Here is a 22,086-nt window from a genome sequence, read left to right as displayed (position 1 = left end):
GGGAGCAGCCGGCATGACATCGTTGTCCTTGAAGAATGTCAGCAAGTCCTATGGATCGGTCGAAGTTCTGCGCAACATCAACATGGAGATCAACGCAGGCGAGCTGATCGTTTTCGTCGGTCCGTCCGGGTGCGGAAAGTCGACATTGCTGCGGATGATCGCAGGACTTGAAAAGATCACCGGCGGAACGCTGGAGATCGACGGAGTGGTCGTCAACGATGTGCCGCCGGCACAGCGCGGCATTGCCATGGTGTTCCAGTCCTATGCGCTTTATCCGCACATGACGGTCTACGACAATATGGCCTTCGCCCTGAAGCTGGCGGGCAAGTCACGCGACGAAATCGACAAGGCCGTGCGGGCGGCTGCGGACAGACTGCAGCTCACTGCCTATCTCGACCGCCTGCCGAAAGCACTGTCCGGCGGTCAACGCCAGCGCGTTGCCATCGGCCGCTCGATCGTGCGGGATCCCAAGGTATTCCTGTTCGACGAACCGCTGTCGAACCTTGATGCCGCCTTGCGTGTCGCCACCCGGATCGAGATCGCACAGCTGAAGGAGAGCATGCCGGAAAGCACCATGATCTACGTCACCCACGACCAGGTGGAAGCGATGACCCTCGCGACCCGGATTGTCGTGCTGCATGGTGGAGACGTGGAACAATTCGGTGCGCCGCTGGACCTTTACGAGCGTCCCGCAAACACGTTCGTTGCCCAGTTCATCGGCTCTCCGGCGATGAACCTCGTTGATGCCAAGGTGATGGCGACCGGCCAGTTGACATCCGTCCAGATGTCCGATGGCGGTCATGCGGATGTACCGATTGCCTCGCTCGACAGCGACAAGGGGGCGCTGGTCAAGCTGGGGGTGCGTCCGGAAGATCTCAGCGTTACCGAAGGTGACGATTATCTGGTCGCGGCGAATGTCGAAATCGTGGAAGCCCTCGGCGAGACAACAGTGCTCTATTTCGCGCCGAGAGAAGGCCACGATGCTTTCATTGCCAAGATCCCGGGTATCTACAAGGTCAAAAAGGGCACGGAGCTGCGCCTGACGGCCCCGCCGGAAAAGCTGCATCTGTTCGATGGCGAGGGGCGGTCGTTCCTGTACAGGTGATATTCCCGGCAGGGTTGGGTGTTTTTGGTAACGCTGTTGCCCCTCACCCCTAACCCCTCCCCACAAGGGGGAGGGGGACTAATGCTTTACCGCGCCACTATGTAGGTGCGCTGAAACCCGCTATCCCTTTTCAGGTATTCGGGCAGACAAGTGAGATCTTTTCAATCTGCACGGACTGATCCCCCTCCCCCTTGTGGGGAGGGGTTAGGGGTGGGGGTATTCATCGACTGAAGCTTGGGATGCCAACCCCACTTAATCCCTGCCTCTAATCCCGGCAGATCTAATGCTGATGCCCGGCGTGGCTGTGCCGGGTTGCATTGATGGATTCGACCTGGGCCTGCATCTCGATATGGCCGAAATCGAATTCGATCTCGATTTCGAATTCCTCTCCTTCCCGGAAAGGGCGGGTAAGGCCGCCGAGGCGCAGGGCCAGGGCGTTGGGAGCAAGAACGAGGGACTTGCCCGGTTGGATCGGAACGGGCGGCAGGGGATCGTAGCCGGTTTCACCGTCCTTCAGGGCAAAGCCGACCAGTTCGACCTTCGAGGCGATCTCGGTGTGACCGCCAACCAGCTTTACCTGCCGTCCGGAGGTGTTCTCGATGTTGACGAAAAGCAGCGCGGAGTTGCCCGATGTCTCCCGGATCCAGGCATGGACAGCACGCACGCCTTCAGACGCGCCTTCGTGGCTGCCTTCATCCTCATCGTGATGATGTTCGGCTTCGTCATGCTTTTCGTGTGCTTCTGCATCGCCATGCCCTGTTTCGGAGGCAGTAGGTGTGCCGGACGCCAAAGCAGAGTGTGGCAGGCAGAGCAGCAGCGGCAACAGGACGGCAAGGGCGCGCATATCGGGAAGATCCTTCGGGCTTCAGGTCAGGCGCGCAAATCAGTAATGATATTACGTGACATTGCCATGAAGGCAGGCAAAAGCGCGAGCAGCACCGTCAGACTGACGAAACCGGCGATGAGGTGAAACTCCGGCCAGTCGAGCGTTGCCGTCACCAGAATGTCCGTTCGGGAGGTGACGATTGAGGAGATGACATCGACCGCGATCCGGCCGACGCCCAGCCCGGCGACCGAGCCCAGGACAATCAGGGTGGCGGCATAGGACCAGACCACGGCAAAGACGAAGCGTCCCGGTGCCCCGAGAGCCCGCAGGAGTGCCAGACGCCTGGCGAACAGCCGGGCAAGGGCTATCAGCCCCGTCAGGACGCCAGCGGTCACCAGCACCTGGGTCAGCACCGCCATCACCGACATGATCTGGCGGATGTCCCCCATGAGTGCATGAAGTTGCGCAAGCACCGCGCCGGGGAAGAACGCCATGGTGTCGTCGCGGGTAAACTCGGACCGCAGGGCGTAATTCGCCCAGAGCTCATTGGCATGAACGAGTATCGCCGGTGTTCCCGGGAAATAATCCGCGTCAAACGGCGGGCCGATCTGTGTCTGTCGTTCCGGGCCATGGCCATTGGTCAGCCCGTGCACTTCCCAGACGCTTTCCACCGGAACGAGAATGGCCTTGTCCCACGGGCTGCCGGTGGGCGGCATCCTGCCGACGATGGTGAGCGCGTGGCCGGCGTGGGCATCTTCTTCCGCGCTGTCACCAATGCCGTGCGCGGGTTCGAATGTCTCGCCAAGCTTCAGGTCGACCCGCGAGCCGGCAACCGCTTCCCCGCTGCCGGCAAAGAGCCTGCCTTCGGCAAGGTTCCCTGCCAGATGCGTGACGAACTGCGGCGTGGTGCCGACAACGGGTGACGACAGGTAGCTGTCGCCGAAGGCAATCGGGGCGGCAAGGTCGACGTCGTCATGGGTGGCAATCTCGTTGTAGATCTCGCCGCCCAGAAGCGGCACGTCGCTTGGTTGCAGATAGACGGCGGCAAACATCATGGTGATTTCGCTGCCAGGGGCTGCGACGATCAGATCGAACTGTTCCGCTGCCCGTGCCGTTCCCTTTCTGAGGCCGCGTTCCTGGGCTATCAGGCCAACGCCGATACCGATGGAAATGGCGATCAGGAAAACGAAGGTCAGATTGGTCCAGCGGAAGCGCCAGAGCAGTGCTCCGACCAGCGCCTGTGGCCGGAAGCCCCAGATCACGATCAGGCCGGTTATCACGGCGGGTAACAGCAGCAGCACGAGCCACAGCGTGTCCTGGGCAAGCGGCGAAAGGTCCTGCCAGCGGTCTGCGAAAAAGTCAGGCACCGGCGGCCTCCGTCTGCAGGTGGCCGTCCGTAACTTCTATGATCCTATCCATCCGGTCCAGCAGATGCTGGTCGTGGCTGACGGCGATCAGCGTCTTGTTCCGCGCGCGTGTCAGGCTGATCAGGTCTTCGATCAGGGCATCGGCGGTCTTGCGGTCGAGGCTTGCCGTCGGTTCGTCCGCGAGAATGATCGCGGGGTTGTGGGCCAGCGCGCGGGCAATCGCAGTGCGTTGGCGTTCGCCGCCGGAAAAACTGTCTACGGTCCGCGCTTCTGCCGGCACCTTGAGGCTCTTGAGAAAATCCCGTGCGGTGTCGGTGATCGACCGGCGCTTTTCTGCCGGGTTGAACGACGTTGCAAGGGAGGCGTTGCCAAGGGCGCTCAGTTCCTCAAACAGCAGGAAGTCCTGGAAGATCAGCCCGACATGGCTGCGGCGGAACGCGGCGCGGGCGGCGTCGTTCAGCTGCACCAGATCGGTTGCACCCCAGCGGATATGACCTGTCATGCCCGGATGCAGTCCGGCGAGCGCGTAGAGAAAGGTCGATTTCCCGGCACCTGACGGGCCACGCAGGCCGATGGTTGCGCCTGGTGTTGCATCAAAGTGATCGCAGGAGAGCAGCACCCGGCCACCGGGTGTCCTGACGCGGAGATCGTCGACTTGAAGAGCAAGATTCATGAGACGCTGTCAGCTGCGTTCATAGACAGCATCGACAAGTCTTGCCCGGCTGACGAACCCGGTCTCTGGATCCTTGAAGGTTCCCAGTTCAAGAACGCCCCGTGTCACGATCTTGCTGTTGAAGGCGACCACGTCGACAATGCGCTTGGTGTAGATGGCGAGAATGTCCCGCGGCCATTCCGCCTCGGTTTCACAGAACGGGCAAACTGCCATCGGAATCTTGGTGAGCACGAAGAACTGGCTGTCGGCCTTCAGGGGTGGGGCCATGTAGCCACCGACTGATACCCTGGTGCCTTCCAGTGAATGGGCGAGGTCGGAAAAGCTCCGGTCCTTGTTGTAAAGCGTGCGCAACTTGAGGGGGGCGTCTGCCGCACAGGCCGTGTCCGGCAGCAGAATTCCGGCAAACGGAGCGAGGCCGAGCCCGACGATAAGCTGTCTGCGGTTCATGACATCCCTGGTTCTGGCCAATTCATGCTCCTAACTTATCCGGCTAATATGACAAACAGGCAAAGGCCTGCCGGGCGGCAGGCCTTCAGGATCCCTGGCCGGTATTCGACCAGGGATCCCGCTGAGCGCGTGTTGGACGCTGGCTGAAGGCTTATTGGGCGTTCACAGCGTGGTTCATGACGTGGAAGATAACGTTCTGCTCGATGGTGCCATCGACCAGATGTGCCCACGGGCCCTTTGCGTAGACCGCAACATCTTCACCCGAATGGGTTTCGGAGGACTTGGGGATCAGCGCCTGCTGGACGTAGTCCAGATCGGTGGCGGTTTCCTGGTCGAGGTCCGGGCGCGAGCCGGTGTAGTCGTTTTCGCCTTCGCCCTTCTTCAGAACCGAACCGGTGCCGTTCAGGTAACCGATCACGGTGTACGGCTTGCCGTCGTCCGCGGTCAGAACCTTGTCGGAATGCTTGATGCCCACCTGGGCAACGTCGTAGCAAAGGCCGAGGATGGCCGAACCGCGGCCGCAATAGCCGTTGAAGGCGATGGCATGTTCGTGGTCGGCGGTGACGATGATGAGCGTGTCTTCATCGTTGGTCAGCTCGTCAGCCATGGCAACGGCTTCTGCAAAGGCAACACCGTCGCGCATGGCGCGGGCCGCATTGCCGTCATGGTTGGCGTGGTCGACGCGGCCGGCTTCGATTTCCAGGTAGTAGCCGCCTTCGTTCTTGGACAGATATTCGATGGCTGCCTTGGTCATGTCGGCCAGGGACGGCTCGTCATTGTCGGCGCGGTCGGCCTCATATTCCATGTGGCTGTTGTTGAACAGGGCCAGTACGGGGCTGGAGCCGTCAAGCTTCAGCGACTGGAAACCGGCGGTGTCGGATGCGAACTGTGCACCCAGTCCGGTTGCACGCTCAACCAGGTCGACATTGTCTTCGCGGCGGCCCTTCAGCCCACCCATTTCCTTGTCCTTCGGCAGGAAATAACGGCCACCGCCGCCCATTGCGAAATCAACGGTGCCGGCTTCCATGGCGTCGATCAGCTGGGTCGCGATGTCCTTCTGTGCAGTGCAGCCTTCCGGCACCGCGTCTTCCCAGTTGCGGTTTGCGGTCTTGGCGTAGACGGCAGCCGGAGTTGCGTGGGTCAGACGGGCGGTGGAAACCACGCCGACAGACTTGCCGGCTTCGGTCATCATTTCGGAGAACAGGGCAAGCTGGTTGCCTTCGACGGTGGAGCAATCGTCATGGATGGCTTCTTCACCGAGGTTGATCAGGTTGAAGCGCTGCTTCACGCCTGTGTTCATCGAACCGGCGGTCGGAGCGGAGTCCGGCGTCTGGGCGTTGATGTTGTAGGTCTTGACCAGGGCGCTGTAGAACTCCGGAGTTTCGTACGGGAGAACGTTTTCCTCGCCCAGCATGCCTTTCTGCTGACCGTCGAAAAGGCGCGTGGCGTAGTTGGTGCCGACACCGTTGCCGTCAGCGATCAGCAGGATCACGTTCTTGGCGCGGTTGGTGTTCGGCTGACGGTCCAAAATGGCCTGAATGGTGGCTTCGCCATCCTTGTACCACTGGCTGGAGGCTTGCGGCAGGGCGTCCTGAGCAAAGGCAACAGAGCCTGTAAGGGCCAGCGCCAGCGAAGTGCAAACGATCGTTTTCATGATATCTCCCGGAGGTGAGGGTGCATCCCGGGAGCTACTTAAAAACGCTGCATGACATCTGATTGACAGTTGGATGACGAAACAGATTTGTTATTTTATTACATAACCTCCACGATTGAATTCAATTCTTCTACTTTTGCGCCGTCTTGTCTCTTCTTCGGTAGCGTCTTGTCATCGAACCGCAGGGTTGGTCCCCGGCCGGGTAATCGACCTGGCAGCCTCGTGAAAAGCCCGGGCAATTACAGATAGAAAAATGGTGTCCTGAAATCTGAGGACGCTGTCGCGTCCTGTGTTCCTGGGCTGCTCGCTATCCCCTATTGTCACATCATTTTCATATGAGCGTCGAATAAGGTTCATATGAAAATGTTTTAACGGGCTTCGAAGTCAGGCTTTTTCGAGTCAACATGATGCCTTTGGAGCAACTGGCCTTCTGCATTTGCAGGAGGAGAGGGGACGATGGCGGATCAGAAGAACATGCTTGGGCAAATAGACATTTCAAAGCGTCAGGCCGAAATCGCGGATCTGGTACAAAAGGCAGGGTTTGCGTCTGTCGAGGAACTGGCGGACCGGTTCGAGGTGACCACGCAGACAATTCGCAGGGACGTCAACGGTCTTTGCGAACTGGGGATCTTGCGCCGGACCCACGGCGGCGTCGAGCCTCCGGCACCGGCGTCCAACATCCATTATTCCACCCGGCAGATCCTCAATCTTCCGGAAAAGCAGCTGATTGCGAAACTGGTGGCCGGCCACGTCGGCAACAACCAGTCGATCGCGTTTTCCATCGGCACCACCCCGGAGATCGTGATGCAGGCCCTGGTTGGGCACGAGAAACTGGCGGTTTTCACGAACAATCTGAACGTGGCCTTCACGGCTTCAGTCAATCCGTCGTTTCAGGTGACCATCACCGGCGGGCGGTTGCGTCATGGCGACCGCGACGTGCTGGGGTCCGCAGCGCAGGCGTTCTTCTCCAACTACAAGGTCGATATCGGCATTTTTGGTGTCGCAGGTGTCGATGAAGACGGCACGCTGCTGGATTTCCATGAGGACGAAGTGGCGGCCCGCCAGTCGATACTCGCCAATTGCCGCCGGTCCTATCTGGTCCTCGATCACAGCAAGTTCGGCCGGAACGCCCATGTGCGCGGCGGTCAACTCAGCGATGTCGATGCGATCTTCACCGATTGCCCGGTGCCGGATGTTTTCCTGGCATCGCTGGAAGGCACGAAAACGGAAGTGTTCGTGGCTGAAGACGGGGATGAGGCGTGACATCAGATCCGCATATCCCGGGTGCGAAACCCTCTGGCGCCGGCAAGCCGATCGTCCTTGAAACGGTGTCGCGTACCTGGGGTGAGACGGTGGCCGTCGATGGCCTGTCGATCGATATTCCGGCAGGCTCCTTCACGGCACTTCTGGGGCCGTCCGGCTGTGGCAAGTCAACGACATTGCGCATGATTGCGGGCCTCGAGAATGTCAGTAGCGGACGCATCCTGATCGGCGGAGAGGATGTCACTGGCCGTCCGTCGGCCAAGCGTGACCTTGCCATGGTGTTCCAGTCCTATGCGCTGTTTCCGCATCTGAATGTCGGTGAGAACATCATCTTCGGCCTGAAGGTCCGCCGGGTCGGCCGGGCCGAGCGGGACCGGCGTCTTGCACGGGTTGCCGATCTGCTGGGCCTTGGCCAGTTGCTGGAGCGCAAGCCGGGTCAGCTTTCGGGCGGTCAGCAGCAGCGTGTCGCCCTTGGGCGGGCAATCATCGGCGAAAAGCCGATCTGCCTGATGGACGAGCCGCTGTCCAATCTCGACGCCAAGCTGCGCCATGAAATGCGGGTGGAGATCCGCGCGCTGCAGCAGCAGCTCGGCTTCACGATGGTCTATGTCACGCATGATCAGGTCGAGGCCATCACCATGGCCGATCAGGTGGTGCTTTTGAATGGTGGCCGGCTGGAGCAGGTGGCGAGCCCGCGGGATCTTTACGAAAAACCGGCAACGCCGTTTGCCGCCCGTTTCATCGGCACCCCGCCAATGAACCTCTTTCCGGCCAATGCCTTCAGGAAGCTGTGCACCGCGCCGGATTTCAAGCTCGGCCTGCGCCCGGAGGCAATGCATCTGGAAGACGGCGGCCCGGTCAACGCGTCTGTTCGTGCCGTCGAGTATCTGGGGGCGGATGTGCTGGCCGATTGCGAAGTTGCCGGCACCGGTTTTCAGGTGCGCCTTCCGGCCAGCCGGGCCTTCACGCCCGGCCAATCCGTGCAGCTCGGCTTTTCGCCGGACGATCTTCATGTTTTCGACGCCGATACCGGCCGCCGCCGGGACGATCTCATTTCCGAGTTCGGAGCCTTGTTGCGCTCCTGACCTGCTGCGCACGCCCGCGTAGACCGACCGCAGACCTGCGGATTTTCGAACCTTAGGAAGTAAACTGATGTTGAAGTCCACTTTCCTGAAAGCCGTTGCGGCAACGGCGCTTTCCTTCAGCACCTGGGCCTCCGCTCAGGCTGTTGATTTGCAATTCTATTTTCCGGTCGCCGTTGGCGGCAAGGCTGCTGACACCATCCAGGAACTGACCGACGCCTATGTTGCGCAGAACCCGGACGTTACAATCGACGCCGTTTATGCCGGCTCCTACCAGGACACCGTCGCCAAGGCGATCACCGCTTCGCGCGGCGGCAACCCGCCCCAGCTTTCGGTGATCCTGTCTGCCGACATGTTCACCCTGATCGATGAGGATCTGATCCAGCCCTTCGACGACTATCTGACCAGCGACGAAGACAAGAAATGGGTCGAAGGTTTTTATCCGGCATTCATGGAAAACAGCCAGACCGGCGGCAAGACCTACGGCATTCCGTTCCAGCGCTCCACGCCGGTTCTCTACTGGAACAAGGAAGCCTTCGAAGCGGCCGGGCTTGATCCGGAGGTCGCTCCGGCAACCTGGGACGAAATGGTCGAATTCGGCAAGAAGCTGACGAAGAAAGACGACAGCGGCAATGTCACCCAGTGGGGCGTGCGTATTCCGTCTTCCGGTTTCCCGTACTGGCTGTTCCAGGGCCTTGCCATCGAAAACGGCGCGATCCTGGCCAATGCCGACGGCAACAAGACCAACTTCGACGATCCCAAGGTGGTCGAGGCGCTGCAGTATCTTGTCGATCTCAGCACCAAGCACGAAGTGATGGCTCCGGGCATCATCGAGTGGGGCGCAACGCCGAAAGCCTTTTTCGAAGGCCAGACGGCCATGATGTGGACCTCCACCGGCAACCTCACCAACGTTCGTGACAATGCTCCGTTCAAGTTCGGCGTTGCCATGCTGCCGGAAAAGGCACAGCGCGGCGCACCGACCGGCGGTGGCAACTTCTACCTGTTCAAGGGAGCTTCCGACGAACAGAACAAGGCTGCCGTCAAGTTCGTTCAGTGGATCACGGCTCCGGAACAGTCCGCGAAGTGGACCATCGCAACAGGTTACGTCGCTCCGCGCGCCGAAACCTGGGAAACCGACACGATGAAAGCCTATGCGGCTGATTTCCCGGCTGTCCTGGTTGCCCGCGACCAGCTGGACTTCGCCAAGGCTGAACTGGCGACCTACCAGAACCAGCGCGTGACCGGCATCTTCAACGATGCGCTTGCTGCTGCTATCACCGGCCAGAAGGATGCCGAAACGGCTCTGAAGGAAGCTCAGGCGCAGGCCGACGAGATCCTGAGCGAATACCGCTAACGCCATTCGGGGCGGAGCGCCGGGTCCCACTCCGGTGTTCCGTCCCGTTCTCCAGACCTTTCGCCGTCCTAACCGCAATTTGCTTTAGGTCGGGTTTTTCTCCTTATCGGGGCCTAGACCATGAAGCGGGGCATTGCCTTGAAACGCGACTGGATCCACGGCTGGCTGCTGTTGCTGCCGGCAATGGTGTTCCTGTTTGCCTTTACCCACATCCCCGCGGTCACGACGTTCCTGAACAGCTTTTTTTCCACCCCGCGCGGACGCCGCCCGGCCAAGTTCATCGGCCTATCCAATTATGAGCGCATGCTGGATGACCCGGTGTTCTGGAAAGTACTCTGGAACAACGTCTGGTTCGCCTTTGGCACCATTCCGATCTCCGTTGGTCTGGCGATCGTCATGGCGCTCTGGGTCAACGACAGGCTGGTTGGCAGAAGCTTCGTGCGCATGGCCTATTTCACGCCAACCGTTCTGCCTCTGATCGCCGTCGCCAACATCTGGATGTTTTTCTACACGCCCGGCTTTGGCCTGGTCGACCAGATCACCGGTGCCCTGTTTGGCTGGCCTGCCAGCAACTATCTCGGCAACCCGGATACCGCGCTCAACGCCATCATCGTGGTCACCGTCTGGAAGGAAGCCGGCTTCTTCATGATTTTTTATCTTGCGGCGCTGCAGGCAATTCCGGTCACGCTGAAGGAGGCCGCGCAGATCGAAGGCGCCGGGCGCTGGACGATCTTCTGGCGGATCACCTTTCCACTCCTGATGCCGACGACCCTGTTCGTCTGTGTCAACGCGGTCATCAATTCCTTCCGCCTGGTGGACCATATCTTCATTCTGACGGACGGTGGGCCGGACAACGCCTCGGCACTGCTGCTGTTCTACATCTACGAGGTCGCATTCCGCTTCTGGGAAACCGCCTATGGCGCAACGCTCACCGTCGCTCTTCTGGTGCTTCTGTCGCTGCTTGCCATCGGCCAGTTCTTCTTCTTCGACCGCAAGGTGCATTACAAATGACCGGCGCCGGCTTTTCCTTCGACAGGGTGCTCAACACCTTCGCTGCCTGGGCATTGGCACTGTTGTGGGTGCTGCCGCTGGCCTATGCCATCTGGACCGCTTTTCATCCGGCGGCCTACGAGGCACGGTTCGAGCTTCTTGCACCGCTGACACTCGACAATTTCTCAAAGGCCTGGGATGCGGCGCCCTTCGCCCGTTACTTCCTGAACACCTTCCTGCTGGTGTCGATGATCCTTGCCGGGCAGTTTTTCCTCGGCACACTGGCCGCCTTTGCCTTCGCCCGGTTCCAGTTTCCCGGGCGCAATGTCTTCTTTACGCTTGTCTTGCTGCAGCTTCTGGTGATGCCGGACATCCTGATGGTGGAAAACTATCAGACCATGCGCATGCTCAATCTGGTGGACACCATCCCCGCCATCGCGCTGCCCTACATCGCGTCCGGCTTCGGCATCTTCCTGCTGCGGCAAACCTTCATGACCATCCCGAAGGAATTGGACGAGGCAGCGCGCATCGAGGGTGCTTCGGTTCTGGGCGTGTTGTGGCGGGTCTATATTCCGCTCGCAAAGCCGACCTATCTTGCCTATGGCCTCGTTTCCGTCAGTCACCACTGGAACAATTTCCTGTGGCCGCTGATCGTGACCAACTCGGTGGACACACGCCCGGTTACCGTCGGTCTCAGCATCTTCTCGGCCATCGACAGCGGGGTGGAATGGTCGGTCATCAATGCAGCGACGTTGATGACCTCCGGGCCGCTGCTGATCGCCTTTCTGCTGTTCCAGAGGCAGTTTGTCCAAAGCTTCATGCGCGCCGGCATCAAATAAAATTAATCCGAGAAACAGCAGAAACCGGGGATGAATGACCATCATCCGGACGGCCAAACCGCTTTGGCAAGGGGCATAGACCTTTGTGCCACTTTTTAAGGCATGGGCTTTCATGCTAATGGATTTAAATCCCGGTTTTCTGCGGGGTTTTCGCCTTTAGTTTTTCTGATCCCCGAGCATCGAGGAGCCCCGCCGTGTCACTCAAATTCCTTGCCATTGGCGAATGTATGGTCGAGATGGCACCAACGGGTGAGGGCACCTATGCCATGGGGTTTGCCGGCGATACGCTCAACACCGCCTGGTATGCGCGCAAATGCCTGCCTGCCGACTGGACCGTCGGCTATTACACTGCGGTTGGCCGCGATCAGGTGTCGGAGCAGATGCTTTCTTTCCTGAAAGAATCCGACCTGGAGACGGCTGCCATCCAGAAGCGGGACGACCGGACCGTCGGCCTCTACATGATCCAGCTGAAGGACGGCGAACGCAGCTTCGCATACTGGCGTTCGCAATCGGCAGCCCGGTGTCTTGCCGCGGACGGGACACATCTTGCATCTGCGCTTAGTGGTGCGGGGTTGATCTACTTCAGCGGGATTACCCTTGCGATCCTTCCACCGGAAGACCGGGTAAAATTTCTGGACGCACTCAGAACCGCGCGAAAAGCCGGTGCCAAAACGGCGTTCGACCCGAACCTGCGTCCGCGTCTTTGGGAAGATGCAGACACCATGCGGGCAAGTGTTACGGAAGCTGCCGGCTGCTGTGATTTCCTGATGCCGTCCTTCGAGGACGAGCTGGCCCATTTCGGTGATGCAACGCCTGACGTCAGTGCTGACCGCTATCTGGCAGCAGGGGCAGGCATGGTCGTGGTCAAGAACGGGCCGGAAGAGGTGATCTGCGCGGATGCCGTTTCCCGGCAGGCTTTCCAGCCAGCGCCGGTTTCCAGCATTGTCGATACGACTGCAGCCGGCGACAGCTTCAACGCGGCGTTTCTGGCGAAGTATCTTTCGGGGGGCGACGTCCCGGCAAGCGTTAATGCGGGTGCACGTCTCGCCGGCAAGGTGATCCAGCATCGTGGTGCCCTCGTTGCCTGCCTCGAAACTGCCTGAGGGTAAGTCCGTATGATTCGGCTGGTGATTGATTGCTTCAAGAAAAGGCGCTCAACCCAAAAGAGAATATATTGCGAATATTGACAGTATGATTTGAAGGTTGTTCCGAATTCTTTCGCCATTATTTGCCTGAAAATAACTTTATGCGATGAAATTAAGCTTTCGTTCGCTCCTTGTCCTTACCCTACGTTCGGTTTTGATCGTTGGCTGAATGGGCCATCTGAGGGGGGCACGAATGTTCTCAGGCATGCGTTTGTCGAAAAAGATTCCGGCGCTGGTTTTGGGCGCCGCTGCGGTGGTTGGCATCGGGATCGGTGTTTCAAGTTACATGACGTCCTCCATCAGCGTGAACAAACTGACAGTGGAACGTCTCAAGGCAGCTGCCGGCACCGGCAAGCAGGAAACGCTCGCTTACCTGCATTCGATTGAGCGCGAACTTGTTCTGACAGCAGAACATCCGGGCACAGCTGCTGCCGTTCAGGAGTTCGCCTCCGTCTGGGATTTCTGGAAAATGTCCGGCGGTAATCCGCAGGAAGAACTGCAAGCTGCCTATATCACCGGCAACCCGCATCCGACCGGCGAGAAATACAAGCTCGACCGGGCCGAGACCGGGTCGGCTTACGACGAGGTGCACGCCAAATATCACCCCTGGTTCCGGAAACTGCAGCAGGACCAGGGTTATTACGACGTGTTCCTGTTCGACGCCAAGGGCAACCTCGTCTACACGGTCTTCAAGGAACTGGATTACGCCACGAATTTCGAAAAGGGTGGTGGCCAGTGGGCCGATACTGATCTGGGCGAAGTCTATCGCAAGGCGATGGCGATCACCGCAGAGGACGAAGTCGCCTTTGAGGATTTTGCCGCCTATAAGCCGAGCTTCGACGCCCCCGCCAGCTTCATGGCGCACCCGATTCACGCGAATGGTGAAACGGTTGGTGTTCTGGCCTTCCAGATGCCGATCGACAAGATCAATTCCCTTATGGCCAGTAGTCTCGGGCTCGGAAAAAGCGGTGATTTGGCCTTGATCGGTGAAGATCGTCTGATGCGCAACGATACGCCGCTCACTGCCGACAAGAACGATATTCTGGCTACGGAACTGAGTGGTCCTGTCATCGACAAGGCCTTCGCGGAAGGCAGTGCCTTCGGCATGAATACCTATTTCGGCGATAAGCTGATGGACGTTGAAGCCGAAAAATTCACCTACCAGGGCAAGAACTTCGCCATCGTCGCCATGCAGACCTACGCTGAAGCGATGGCGCCGGTGACAACGATGCGCAACCGGATGATCCTCGCCGGGCTCGCCTTGCTTGCGATTGCCGCTGCCCTTGGCTTTTTCGCCGCTCGTTCTATCACAAAGCCGATCGGCAAGGTTGTTTCCGCCATGAACCGGCTTGCCGATGGGGACACACGCGTAGAGACGGACGGGTCCGAGCGTGGCGACGAGATTGGCGACATGTTCAAGGCCGTGGCGATTTTCAAGGAAAACGCCATTCAGCGCCGTCATCTTGAAGACCAGGCCCGCAACGAACGTGACAGGGAACGCCAGCGCCAGGCTTTCCTGGAAGGGGTGATCACGGACTTCAAGTCGATCATGACTGATCGCCTGGCAACCGTGTCCGACCAGATGGAACGGATGCGCGGTGCTGCCACAACGCTGGAAGACCTGGCATCAAATGCGAAGTCTGAATCCGATCAGGCAGGCCACGCCTCCATCAGTGCTTCTGAAAACGTCGCCGCCGTTGCCGCCGCAACAGAAGAAATGACGGCCACGGTTCAGGAAATCGCCAACCAGACCGAAGCCACCACCCGCATCGTTCTGGAGACCGTGGAAGCGGCGGAACAGACCAACCGTAACGTTCAGACGCTGTCGGAAGCCGCCGAGCATATCGGCAGCGTGGTCAATCTCATTCGCGATATCGCCGAGCAGACAAACCTTCTGGCACTCAATGCCACGATCGAGGCAGCCCGTGCGGGGGAAGCCGGTCGCGGTTTTGCGGTCGTGGCATCGGAAGTCAAACAGCTTGCAGAGCAGACTTCCAAGGCGACGGACGAGATTTCCGGCCGGATTTCAGGCATCCAGTCCTCGGTTCGCGATGCAGCGGGTGCCATCGAGCACATTGCCGAGAAGGTGTCCGACATCAAGAACCTGACCAGTTCCGTGGCAGGGGCTATCGAGGAACAGCGGGCGGCAAACCAGGAAATCGCGCGCTCGGCCCGTTCGGCCAGCGACAGTACAGGCAATGCAGCCAGCAGCATGTCGTCTGTTTCCGGTGCAGTTGAACAAACGTCGACGGAAGCCGGATCGGTCAACACTGCGTCCGACCTGGTTTCGGAGGCAAGCGACAGCCTTGCCCGCGAGGTCGAGAAGTTTCTGGCGGACGTCACGAAGGACGTCGAGGACCGGAGACGTTCGGTGCGCAAGGCGATTTCCGAGGATGTCGCAATTACCTTCGCGGATGGCCGCAAGCGTGCCGGGCAGCTGATCGACGTCAGCGTCACCGGTGCGCAGATCCTGGATATGACCGACCTGCCGATCGGCGAACGGATGACGCTGGAATTCCTGGATGGCACCGTGCTGCAAGGCAAGGTCGTGCGCCAGACAGGAGCAGGCTGCGGCGTGGAATTCGCCGAACAGCTAGCAGAAAGCCACATTCTTATCGCCGCCTAAGACGGCAATCTCAGCAAACGACAAGGGCGCCTGTCGGCGCCCTTTTTTGTTGACGAAAGGCCCCGGCGCGTCCGGGATGACGGATGAGGGGGAAAGGAACGGTGCCGTTGGCGCCTTTTCCCTGTCCTCACCATGCACGATCCTCATCCTGAGGAGGGCCAAAGGCCCGTCTTGAAGGATGGGCCACTTGCTCAGTCTCAGCTGCTTGAGCCTACCCAGCGTCCCGTTGGGCAATCCAGTCGTGATCCGGATGGTTCTGGAAGCGCCACTTGCGCATCGGGCCGGCCATGACGTTCAGATAATACATCTCGTAGCCGTAGGGTGCGCCGCAGGGGTGATGGCCCTTGGGAACCAGCACCACGTCGCCATCGGCAACAGCCATCGTCTCGTCAAGCTCGCCGTCCTCGGTGAAAACGCGCTGGAACCCGAAACCCTGTTTCGGGTTCAGGCGGTGGTAGTAGGTCTCTTCCAGATAGGTCATGTCCGGAAAATTGTCTTCGTCGTGCCGATGCGGCGGGTAGGACGACCAGTTGCCCTGGGGCGTGAACACTTCCGTCACCAGCAGGCTGTCGGCGATATCGCTTTCTTCCATCGCAATCGGGTGGATATAGCGGGTGTTCGCACCCTTGCCGCGTTCCACCTGGCCGATGTCCGTGATCACACGGGCCTTGTAGTTGCCCTTGCCGGGGGCAGTGCAGACCGCCAGAACGCAGTCGGTTGTCGCCGTTGCGGACCAGCTGCTGCCGTTGGGCACATAGACGCAATGCGGTTTCTTGCGCTCGAAAACGCTCATCCGGTCGCCCAGCTCACCAAAGCTTTCATCTCCAGCGGAAATCGACGCCTTGCCTTCCACGAGGACAAGGATGACTTCCTTGTCACCGGTTTCTTCCGATGCCGACTGTCCCGCTTCCAGGTGATACAGGCCGAAGCCGACATAGCCCCACCTGGCGCTTTCAGGCGTGATGTCGTGCACCTTGCCGGAGGTGCCGGACGGTTTGACGAGAAGATGGCTCATGTCAAATCCACTTCCTTTGCGAGTTGCTTGAGGGTCTTGAGGCCGAGGCTCTGATACTGGAACGGATTGCGGACTTCCGGGTCCTGCTCTGCCTCGATAACGATCCAGCCTTCGTAGCCGGTGTCCTTCAGGATCTGGAGAAGAGGTTTGAAATCAACGCCGCCTTCCTCGTCACCCGGTACGGTGAAGACGCCGGCACGGACGCCGTCCATGAAGGACTTCTTGTCTTCGCGGATATCCTTCATCACGGCAGGCCGAACGTTCTTGGCATGGAAATGCTTCACGCGGGCAGCGTGTTTTTCCAGAACCGGCGCCGGATCCTGACCATTGCTGCCAAAATAGCAATGACCGGCATCAAACAGCAACTTGGTCGCCGGGCCGGTGGCATCCATGAAGGCGTCGATTTCCGCCGGTGTCTCGACCACAGTGCCCATGTGGTGGTGGTAGACAAGGTCGATGCCCTGGCTTGCGCAGAAGGCCGCGAGTTCCTCGATCTTGGCGCCGAAGGCTTTCATCTCTTCTGCGGTCAGAACCGGGCTGGTGTTGATGTCAACCTGAGAGCCCTGAATGGTGTTGGAGGTCTCGCAGGCAATGCAGACCTTGCAGCCATTGTGCTTCAACTTGTCCAGATGCGGCTGGATCGCCTTCTTTTCGGCCTCGACCGACTGGGCAAGCAGGTTGAGCGAGTACCAGCCGGAAATGAACTTGAGCCCATGGCCGCCGAGGAGTTGTTTCAGCTTTTCCGGGTCGTTGGGCCAGCGGTGGCCGTTCTCGATACCGTCGAAGCCGATTTCGGAAGCTTCCGACAGGATCTGCTCAGTCGGAATATGTGCGCCAAGGGTCTGGTCGTCATCATTGGCCCAGGCGATCGGGTTGGTGCCGTAAAGGATCATGGCTGTTGTCCTGTAACGCATTGGAGCGTTGGAGTTGATCGTAACTTTCGAACCTCATCCTGAGGAAGCGCTTCAGCGCTGTCTCGAAGGATGGGCCACTTGTTCGGTATATGCCGCCCATCCTTCGAGACGGACCTGACGGTCCTCCTCAGGATGAGGTGTGACTGGGTGGAAAAGCTGGGCTGGTGTTCTGCATTCCCCTCAATCGACCAGATTCTGGTGCTTCAAAGCGTCGACATAGCCCTCACGGGCCTTGTTGACTTCGGCGCGTTCGGAGACCTCCGGTACGGCAACGTCCCACCAGTGACCGCCACCGTTCTCGCCTGGCCCATGCATCGGGTCCGTATCGATGACGATTACGGTCGGGATGGCCCGGTCTTTCGAGGCGAGGATCTGCGCTTCCAGATCGGCGATGTCTTTCGCCTTCACCGCGTGGGCGCCCATGGCGGCTGCGTGGGCGACGAAGTCGATGTCCGGCTGCGCCTCGACGTTGCAGTTTTGATAGAGGTTGTTGAACTGGTTGCCACCGGTGCCCATTTGCAGCCGGTTGATACAGCCGTAGCCCCGGTTGTCCGTGAGCACCACCGTGAAGGGCACCCGCCGCATGACGGCCGTCGCAAGTTCCGAGTTGGCCATCATGTAGGACCCGTCACCGACGAAGCAGACGACATCCCGCTCCGGCTGCGCCAGCTTGATTCCAAGAGCCCCCGCAATCTCGTAGCCCATGCAGGAATAGCCGTATTCCATGTGATAGCCACCCTGCGGCGCCTGCCACAGAAGCTTCAGGGCGCCCGGCATGGTGCCGGCCGCGCACATGGCGATGGTTTTTTCCGAAGATGTCCGCTGCACCGTGCCGATAACTTCGGCGTCGAGCGGCAGGTAGCCTTCAGGCACATCGGTCCGCGCACTGCAGTGGGCATCGACCTTCGCCAGCCAGTCAAGACGGGACTGCGGATTGAAAGCCGATTTTGTCTCTGAGCCAAGGGCCGCTGAGATCTTCTCCAGCGACACCTTGGCATCGCCGATGACACCGACCGCGCCATGCTTCAGGGCGTCGTAGCCCTGGACGTTGATGGAGACGAGCTTGCGGCCCGGTTCCTTGAAGAGCGCCCAGGAGCCGGTGGTGAAGTCCTGGAAACGGGTGCCGATGCCGATGACGAGGTCTGCGCTTTCGGCGATCTCGTTGGCGCAGGCCGAGCCGTCGACCCCGGCAGTGCCGAAGTTCATCGGATGAGACTGCGCCAGCGCCGACTTGCCCGCCTGGGTCTCGATCACTGGAATGCCGTGCCTGGTCGCAAACGCGCCAAGAGTTTCTTCGGCCTGCGAATAGATAACGCCGCCGCCGCAAACCAGAACCGGGTTCTTTGCGGATTTGATGAGGGCGACAACGTCCGTGATGTCCCGGCTGTCGGGTTCCGGGCGACGGATGCGCCAGACCTTCGGCTCGAAGAAGCTTGCCGGATAATCGAAGGCTTCTGCCTGCGTGTCCTGGCAGAACGCCAGGGTCACCGGGCCGCAATTGACCGGGTCGGTCATCACGCGGAAGGCGCGCGGCAGGGCCGTCAGCAGGTGTTCCGGGCGGCTGATGCGGTCGAAGTAGCGCGAGACGGGACGGAAGCAGTCATTGGCCGAGACCGTGCCGTCGTCGAAATCCTCCACCTGCTGCAGGACAGGGTCCGGAGCGCGGTTGGCAAAGACATCGCCGGGGATCAGCAGAACGGGAAGGCGGTTCACATGGGCAAGGGCTGCGGCGGTCACCATGTTGGTGGCGCCGGGGCCGATGGACGAGGTGACGGCCATTGCCCGTGTGCGCTTCTTGGCCTTGGCATAGGCGATGGCCGTATGGGCCATGGTCTGTTCGTTCTGGCCGCGCCAGGTCGGCAGGGCATTGCCGGCCTGCTCAAGCGCCTCGCCCAGACCGGCAACATTGCCATGGCCGAAGATCGCCCAGATGCCGTCGATGAAACGCTCGCCGTCCTCGGTCATCTGCGCGGAGATATACCGCACCATGGCCTGGGCGGCGGTGAGACGGATCGTGCTCATGCGGAAATTCCCTGGAGTTCGTTGACGTGTGCCTCGGTTCCGGCTTCTGCGCGCGCCGTGTCCCAGATGCTGCACAGGCGGGCGAAGCGGCTCACCATGTCGGCGACGGCAGCTTCGTCTGTCAATTCACCTGCCAGCCATTTGCGGGCTGCTTCGGCAAAAATGGTGCGGCCGACCGCAAAGCCCTTGACCAGCGGGAAGCGGGCCGCTTCGGCAAAACTCGCGGCCAGTTCCTCTTCCGGGGCATCGAGGCCGAGCACCACGATGCCGCGGGTGTGAGGGTCGTTTTCGGAAATCGCGTCGCAAGCCTTCGCCCATGCTTCTGCCGAGGTCATGGGTTCCAGCTTCCACCAGTCCGGATAGATGCCGATCTCGTAGAAACGGCGGATGATATCTGCCGTGGTGTCGGCATCAACCGGACCAACCTTGGAGGGGATGATCTCCAGAAGCATTTCAAGCCGGTTGCGGCGGCAGGCGGCAAACAGCCGCTTCAGGACATCTTCCTGCTCGGCCTTCATCGCGTCGGTGTCATGCGGATGATAGAAGCACAGCACCTTGACCACATGCTCCGTCGGCCATTCGGCCAGGCCGCCGAAATCCGGACCGATTTCCGGTTCCAGTGTCAGTGGCCGGGAGGTAGGCCACTCCACCGGATGACCGATCCAAAGCCCGGTTCCGGCGGCCCGATAAAGCGCCTCGCGGCCGTGTCGGCTGTCGCACAGAATGCCATAGCCCGGCTGGCCGTCCGCGACCGAAAGGGCCGCGTCGAGGCAGAGTTTCTTGAACGATCCGATCCGCTCGTGACCGGCGTTGGCCGTATCGGCCATCTGTTCGAGCTGAATACGGTGGTCGAAGGCAAAGACACGCATGGTCGACCAGTTGCCGCCGTGCAGCCGATGCCGGTTTGTGGACCAGTGGATCTGTTCCAGTTCCGGGTCCTTGCGCAGGGCCTTGTCCTTCACGCCCCGTTTCAGGAAGAACTGCAGTTCCTCCCAGCTCGGATAGGCCGGTGTGCAGCCGTGCCGAGAGACGGCAAACGCGCCGCATGCGTTGGCATAGGTCAGGGCCGTGACCCAGTCCTCGCCGGTGATCCAGCCTTTCAGCAGCCCGGACATGAAGCCGTCGCCGGCCCCCAGAACGTTGAACACCTCAATCGGGAAGCCAGGGCCGGAAATGCCGTCGTCGAGGCTGTCGGGGATCGCGCCTTCGAAGGCGGTTGCCCCCATTGGCCCGCGCTTGCAGACCAGCGTCGCACCCGACACCTTGCGCACGTTGCGCAGCGCCTCGACCGTGTCCGTGGTTCCACCGGCAATGTGGAATTCTTCTTCCGTACCCACGATCAGGTCGAACAGATGCAGGCTCGATTGCAGCTTGGCCGTCACCTTGTCGGAGGCAATGAAGCGGTTCTCGCCGTCGCCGTGCCCCGACAGACCCCAGAGGTTGGGGCGGTAGTCGATGTCGAGCGCGGTACGGCTGCCGTTTTCGCGGGCAAGCCTCAGTGCCTTCAGAACGGCAGCTTCCGTCTGCGGATGGCTGAGGTGAGTGCCCGTGGCGACCACGGCCTTGGCCGAGGCAATGAACGCGGGATCGATATCATCTTCGCCAAGAGCCATGTCGGCGCAGTTCTCGCGGTAGAAGATCAGCGGGAACTGTTCCTGGTCGCGGATGCCGAGCAGCACGAGCGCAGTGAGCCGCTCCTTGTCGGTGATCACGCCTTGTGTGTCGACACCGTGCCGTTCCAGTTCCTCGCGGATGAAACGGCCCATGTGTTCGTCACCGACACGGGTGATCAGCGCGGATTTCAGGCCGAGCCGAGCCGTGCCGCAGGCCATGTTGGTGGGCGAGCCGCCGATATACTTGTTGAAGGACGCCATGTCCTCCAGACGGCCGCCAGCCTGGGCTCCGTAGAGGTCGACCGACGAGCGGCCTATCGTGATGACATCGAGTTTCTTCACGTGCACATTCCGTTTTTGATTCAGCCCGTCAGATGGTGCCGCCGAGGGAACCTTCCAGTTCCGCCAGTTCTTGGCCACCGGCCATCAGGTCCTGAAGTTCTTCCGCTTTTATGTCTCCGCGCTCTGCGGTGCCAAGCGTCTTGCCGCGGTTGAGCACCGTGAACCTGTCGCCCACGGCCATGGCATGGCGCACGTTGTGGGTGATGAAGACAACACCGATGCCTTTTTGGCGGACCTTGTCGATCGTCGCCAGCACGTTGGAGGTCTGGCGCACACCCAGGGCAGATGTCGGTTCGTCGAGGATCAACACCTTGGCCCCGAAGAAGACGGCGCGCGAGATGGCGACCGTCTGGCGTTCACCGCCCGACAATGTGCCGACCGCCTGGTCAGGCGAGCGCAGGTGAATGCCCATCTTGGCCATCTCGGTCATGGTGACTTCGTTGGCTTCGGAAAAATCGAAGAACTTGAACGGGCCGAAGCGCCTTTGCGGTTCGCGGCCCATCCAGAAGTTCCGGGTCACCGACATCAGCGGGATCATCGCCAGGTCCTGGTAGACGGTCGCGATGCCGGCTTCCATGGCGTCCCGCGGGCTGTTGAAGCTGACTTCCTTGCCTTCCATCAGGATCTTGCCTTTGGTCGGCTTGTGGACGCCGGACATGGTTTTGATGAAGGTGGACTTGCCCGCGCCGTTGTCGCCCAGAAGGCAGTGGCATTCGCCGGCCTTGACGGAAACGGAGACACCGTTGAGGGCGATCACCGGGCCGAAGTGTTTTTCGATATCGACGAGTTCGATGAGGTTGTCGGACATC

Annotated in this window: 18 protein-coding genes; 8 read left to right on the top strand and 10 right to left on the bottom strand. The window is 60.2% G+C overall.

Going from position 1 to position 22,086, the window contains the following annotated elements; all coding sequences use genetic code 11:
* Positions 1 to 13 precede the first annotated feature (13 nt).
* Positions 14 to 1,105: a sn-glycerol-3-phosphate ABC transporter ATP-binding protein UgpC gene (gene ugpC / locus J7447_RS15390; RefSeq protein WP_209170116.1), complete on the top strand. Its 1,092-nt coding sequence runs from the start codon at positions 14 to 16 to the stop codon at positions 1,103 to 1,105.
* A 280-nt stretch (positions 1,106 to 1,385) separates the two neighbouring features.
* Here the strand turns inward: ugpC and J7447_RS15385 are convergent, their stop codons facing one another.
* The 5 genes from J7447_RS15385 to J7447_RS15365 all read right to left on the bottom strand — a co-directional run bounded on the left by J7447_RS15385 (position 1,386) and on the right by J7447_RS15365 (position 6,072).
* Complete coding sequence (locus J7447_RS15385; protein ID WP_209170115.1) at positions 1,386 to 1,949, bottom strand: copper chaperone PCu(A)C; 564 nt, start codon at positions 1,947 to 1,949, stop codon at positions 1,386 to 1,388.
* A 26-nt stretch (positions 1,950 to 1,975) separates the two neighbouring features.
* The gene (locus J7447_RS15380; protein WP_209170114.1) at positions 1,976 to 3,298 is read right to left on the bottom strand and encodes an FtsX-like permease family protein; all 1,323 of its coding nucleotides are present in this window, start codon (positions 3,296 to 3,298) and stop codon (positions 1,976 to 1,978) included.
* Positions 3,291 to 3,971 (bottom strand): ATP-binding cassette domain-containing protein, encoded by a 681-nt coding sequence (locus tag J7447_RS15375; protein ID WP_209170113.1) that lies wholly within the window; start codon positions 3,969 to 3,971, stop codon positions 3,291 to 3,293. Before J7447_RS15375 ends, J7447_RS15380 begins: the two co-directional genes overlap by 8 nt.
* 9 nt (positions 3,972 to 3,980) lie before the next feature.
* Positions 3,981 to 4,439 (bottom strand): hypothetical protein, encoded by a 459-nt coding sequence (locus J7447_RS15370; protein WP_209170112.1) that lies wholly within the window; start codon positions 4,437 to 4,439, stop codon positions 3,981 to 3,983.
* Between the two features lie 130 nt (positions 4,440 to 4,569).
* A complete protein-coding gene (locus J7447_RS15365) occupies positions 4,570 to 6,072 on the bottom strand; it encodes an alkaline phosphatase (protein WP_209170111.1) in 1,503 nt (500 codons plus the stop codon).
* 456 nt (positions 6,073 to 6,528) lie between these two features.
* Between J7447_RS15365 and J7447_RS15360 the strand changes: the two genes are divergently transcribed.
* The 7 genes from J7447_RS15360 to J7447_RS15330 all read left to right on the top strand — a co-directional run bounded on the left by J7447_RS15360 (position 6,529) and on the right by J7447_RS15330 (position 15,371).
* A complete protein-coding gene (locus J7447_RS15360; RefSeq protein ID WP_075283664.1) occupies positions 6,529 to 7,335 on the top strand; it encodes a DeoR/GlpR family DNA-binding transcription regulator in 807 nt (268 codons plus the stop codon).
* A complete protein-coding gene (locus tag J7447_RS15355) occupies positions 7,332 to 8,420 on the top strand; it encodes an ABC transporter ATP-binding protein (protein WP_083660758.1) in 1,089 nt (362 codons plus the stop codon). Before J7447_RS15360 ends, J7447_RS15355 begins: the two co-directional genes overlap by 4 nt.
* Before the next feature lie 67 nt (positions 8,421 to 8,487).
* A complete protein-coding gene (locus J7447_RS15350; RefSeq protein ID WP_023001190.1) occupies positions 8,488 to 9,771 on the top strand; it encodes an ABC transporter substrate-binding protein in 1,284 nt (427 codons plus the stop codon).
* 120 nt (positions 9,772 to 9,891) lie between these two features.
* Complete coding sequence (locus tag J7447_RS15345) at positions 9,892 to 10,782, top strand: sugar ABC transporter permease (protein ID WP_023001191.1); 891 nt, start codon at positions 9,892 to 9,894, stop codon at positions 10,780 to 10,782.
* Entirely contained in the window at positions 10,779 to 11,600 is an 822-nt protein-coding gene (locus J7447_RS15340) for a carbohydrate ABC transporter permease (protein ID WP_023001192.1), read from the top strand. The genes J7447_RS15345 and J7447_RS15340 overlap by 4 nt, the downstream gene beginning before the upstream one ends.
* A 194-nt stretch (positions 11,601 to 11,794) precedes the next feature.
* Positions 11,795 to 12,703, top strand: a complete 909-nt coding sequence (locus J7447_RS15335; protein WP_031269370.1) for a sugar kinase — start codon at positions 11,795 to 11,797, stop codon at positions 12,701 to 12,703.
* Positions 12,704 to 12,938: 235 nt separating this feature from the next.
* Positions 12,939 to 15,371: a methyl-accepting chemotaxis protein gene (locus tag J7447_RS15330; RefSeq protein ID WP_209170110.1), complete on the top strand. Its 2,433-nt coding sequence runs from the start codon at positions 12,939 to 12,941 to the stop codon at positions 15,369 to 15,371.
* A 211-nt stretch (positions 15,372 to 15,582) separates the two neighbouring features.
* Here J7447_RS15330 and iolB read toward each other — a convergent pair whose 3' ends face one another.
* The 5 genes from iolB to J7447_RS15305 all read right to left on the bottom strand — a co-directional run bounded on the left by iolB (position 15,583) and on the right by J7447_RS15305 (position 22,085).
* The gene (gene iolB, locus J7447_RS15325; RefSeq protein ID WP_075284837.1) at positions 15,583 to 16,386 is read right to left on the bottom strand and encodes a 5-deoxy-glucuronate isomerase; all 804 of its coding nucleotides are present in this window, start codon (positions 16,384 to 16,386) and stop codon (positions 15,583 to 15,585) included.
* Positions 16,383 to 17,279, bottom strand: a complete 897-nt coding sequence (gene iolE, locus J7447_RS15320; protein WP_209170109.1) for a myo-inosose-2 dehydratase — start codon at positions 17,277 to 17,279, stop codon at positions 16,383 to 16,385. Before iolE ends, iolB begins: the two co-directional genes overlap by 4 nt.
* Positions 17,280 to 17,480: 201 nt before the next feature.
* Positions 17,481 to 19,322: a 3D-(3,5/4)-trihydroxycyclohexane-1,2-dione acylhydrolase (decyclizing) gene (gene iolD / locus J7447_RS15315; protein ID WP_209170108.1), complete on the bottom strand. Its 1,842-nt coding sequence runs from the start codon at positions 19,320 to 19,322 to the stop codon at positions 17,481 to 17,483.
* Positions 19,319 to 21,277 carry a 5-dehydro-2-deoxygluconokinase gene (gene iolC, locus J7447_RS15310; protein ID WP_209170107.1) on the bottom strand — a complete coding sequence of 653 codons (1,959 nt, stop codon included), beginning with the start codon at positions 21,275 to 21,277 and terminating at the stop codon, positions 19,319 to 19,321. The genes iolD and iolC overlap by 4 nt, the downstream gene beginning before the upstream one ends.
* 28 nt (positions 21,278 to 21,305) lie before the next feature.
* The gene (locus tag J7447_RS15305; protein WP_023003004.1) at positions 21,306 to 22,085 is read right to left on the bottom strand and encodes an ATP-binding cassette domain-containing protein; all 780 of its coding nucleotides are present in this window, start codon (positions 22,083 to 22,085) and stop codon (positions 21,306 to 21,308) included.
* Position 22,086: the final 1 nt, after the last annotated feature.

It is taken from the genome of Labrenzia sp. R5_0 (genome assembly GCF_017743835.1).
In the GTDB taxonomy this organism is placed as follows: domain Bacteria; phylum Pseudomonadota; class Alphaproteobacteria; order Rhizobiales; family Stappiaceae; genus Roseibium; species Roseibium algicola.
The sequence above is the reverse complement of the archived record's forward strand: the minus strand, read 5'-3'. Positions and strand labels throughout refer to the sequence as shown.

Excerpts from the sequence above, each read along its gene's own strand:
- ugpC (WP_209170116.1), top strand. The coding sequence starts at position 14 with ATGACATCGTTGTCCTTGAAGAATGTCAGCAAGTCCTATGGATCGGTC.
- J7447_RS15385 (WP_209170115.1), bottom strand. The coding sequence starts at position 1,949 with ATGCGCGCCCTTGCCGTCCTGTTGCCGCTGCTGCTCTGCCTGCCACAC.
- J7447_RS15375 (WP_209170113.1), bottom strand. The coding sequence starts at position 3,971 with ATGAATCTTGCTCTTCAAGTCGACGATCTCCGCGTCAGGACACCCGGT.
- J7447_RS15365 (WP_209170111.1), bottom strand. The coding sequence starts at position 6,072 with ATGAAAACGATCGTTTGCACTTCGCTGGCGCTGGCCCTTACAGGCTCT.
- J7447_RS15360 (WP_075283664.1), top strand. The coding sequence starts at position 6,529 with ATGGCGGATCAGAAGAACATGCTTGGGCAAATAGACATTTCAAAGCGT.
- J7447_RS15350 (WP_023001190.1), top strand. The coding sequence starts at position 8,488 with ATGTTGAAGTCCACTTTCCTGAAAGCCGTTGCGGCAACGGCGCTTTCC.
- J7447_RS15345 (WP_023001191.1), top strand. The coding sequence starts at position 9,892 with ATGAAGCGGGGCATTGCCTTGAAACGCGACTGGATCCACGGCTGGCTG.
- J7447_RS15340 (WP_023001192.1), top strand. The coding sequence starts at position 10,779 with ATGACCGGCGCCGGCTTTTCCTTCGACAGGGTGCTCAACACCTTCGCT.
- J7447_RS15330 (WP_209170110.1), top strand. The coding sequence starts at position 12,939 with ATGTTCTCAGGCATGCGTTTGTCGAAAAAGATTCCGGCGCTGGTTTTG.
- iolB (WP_075284837.1), bottom strand. The coding sequence starts at position 16,386 with ATGAGCCATCTTCTCGTCAAACCGTCCGGCACCTCCGGCAAGGTGCAC.
- iolE (WP_209170109.1), bottom strand. The coding sequence starts at position 17,279 with ATGATCCTTTACGGCACCAACCCGATCGCCTGGGCCAATGATGACGAC.
- iolD (WP_209170108.1), bottom strand. The coding sequence starts at position 19,322 with ATGAGCACGATCCGTCTCACCGCCGCCCAGGCCATGGTGCGGTATATC.
- J7447_RS15305 (WP_023003004.1), bottom strand. The coding sequence starts at position 22,085 with ATGTCCGACAACCTCATCGAACTCGTCGATATCGAAAAACACTTCGGC.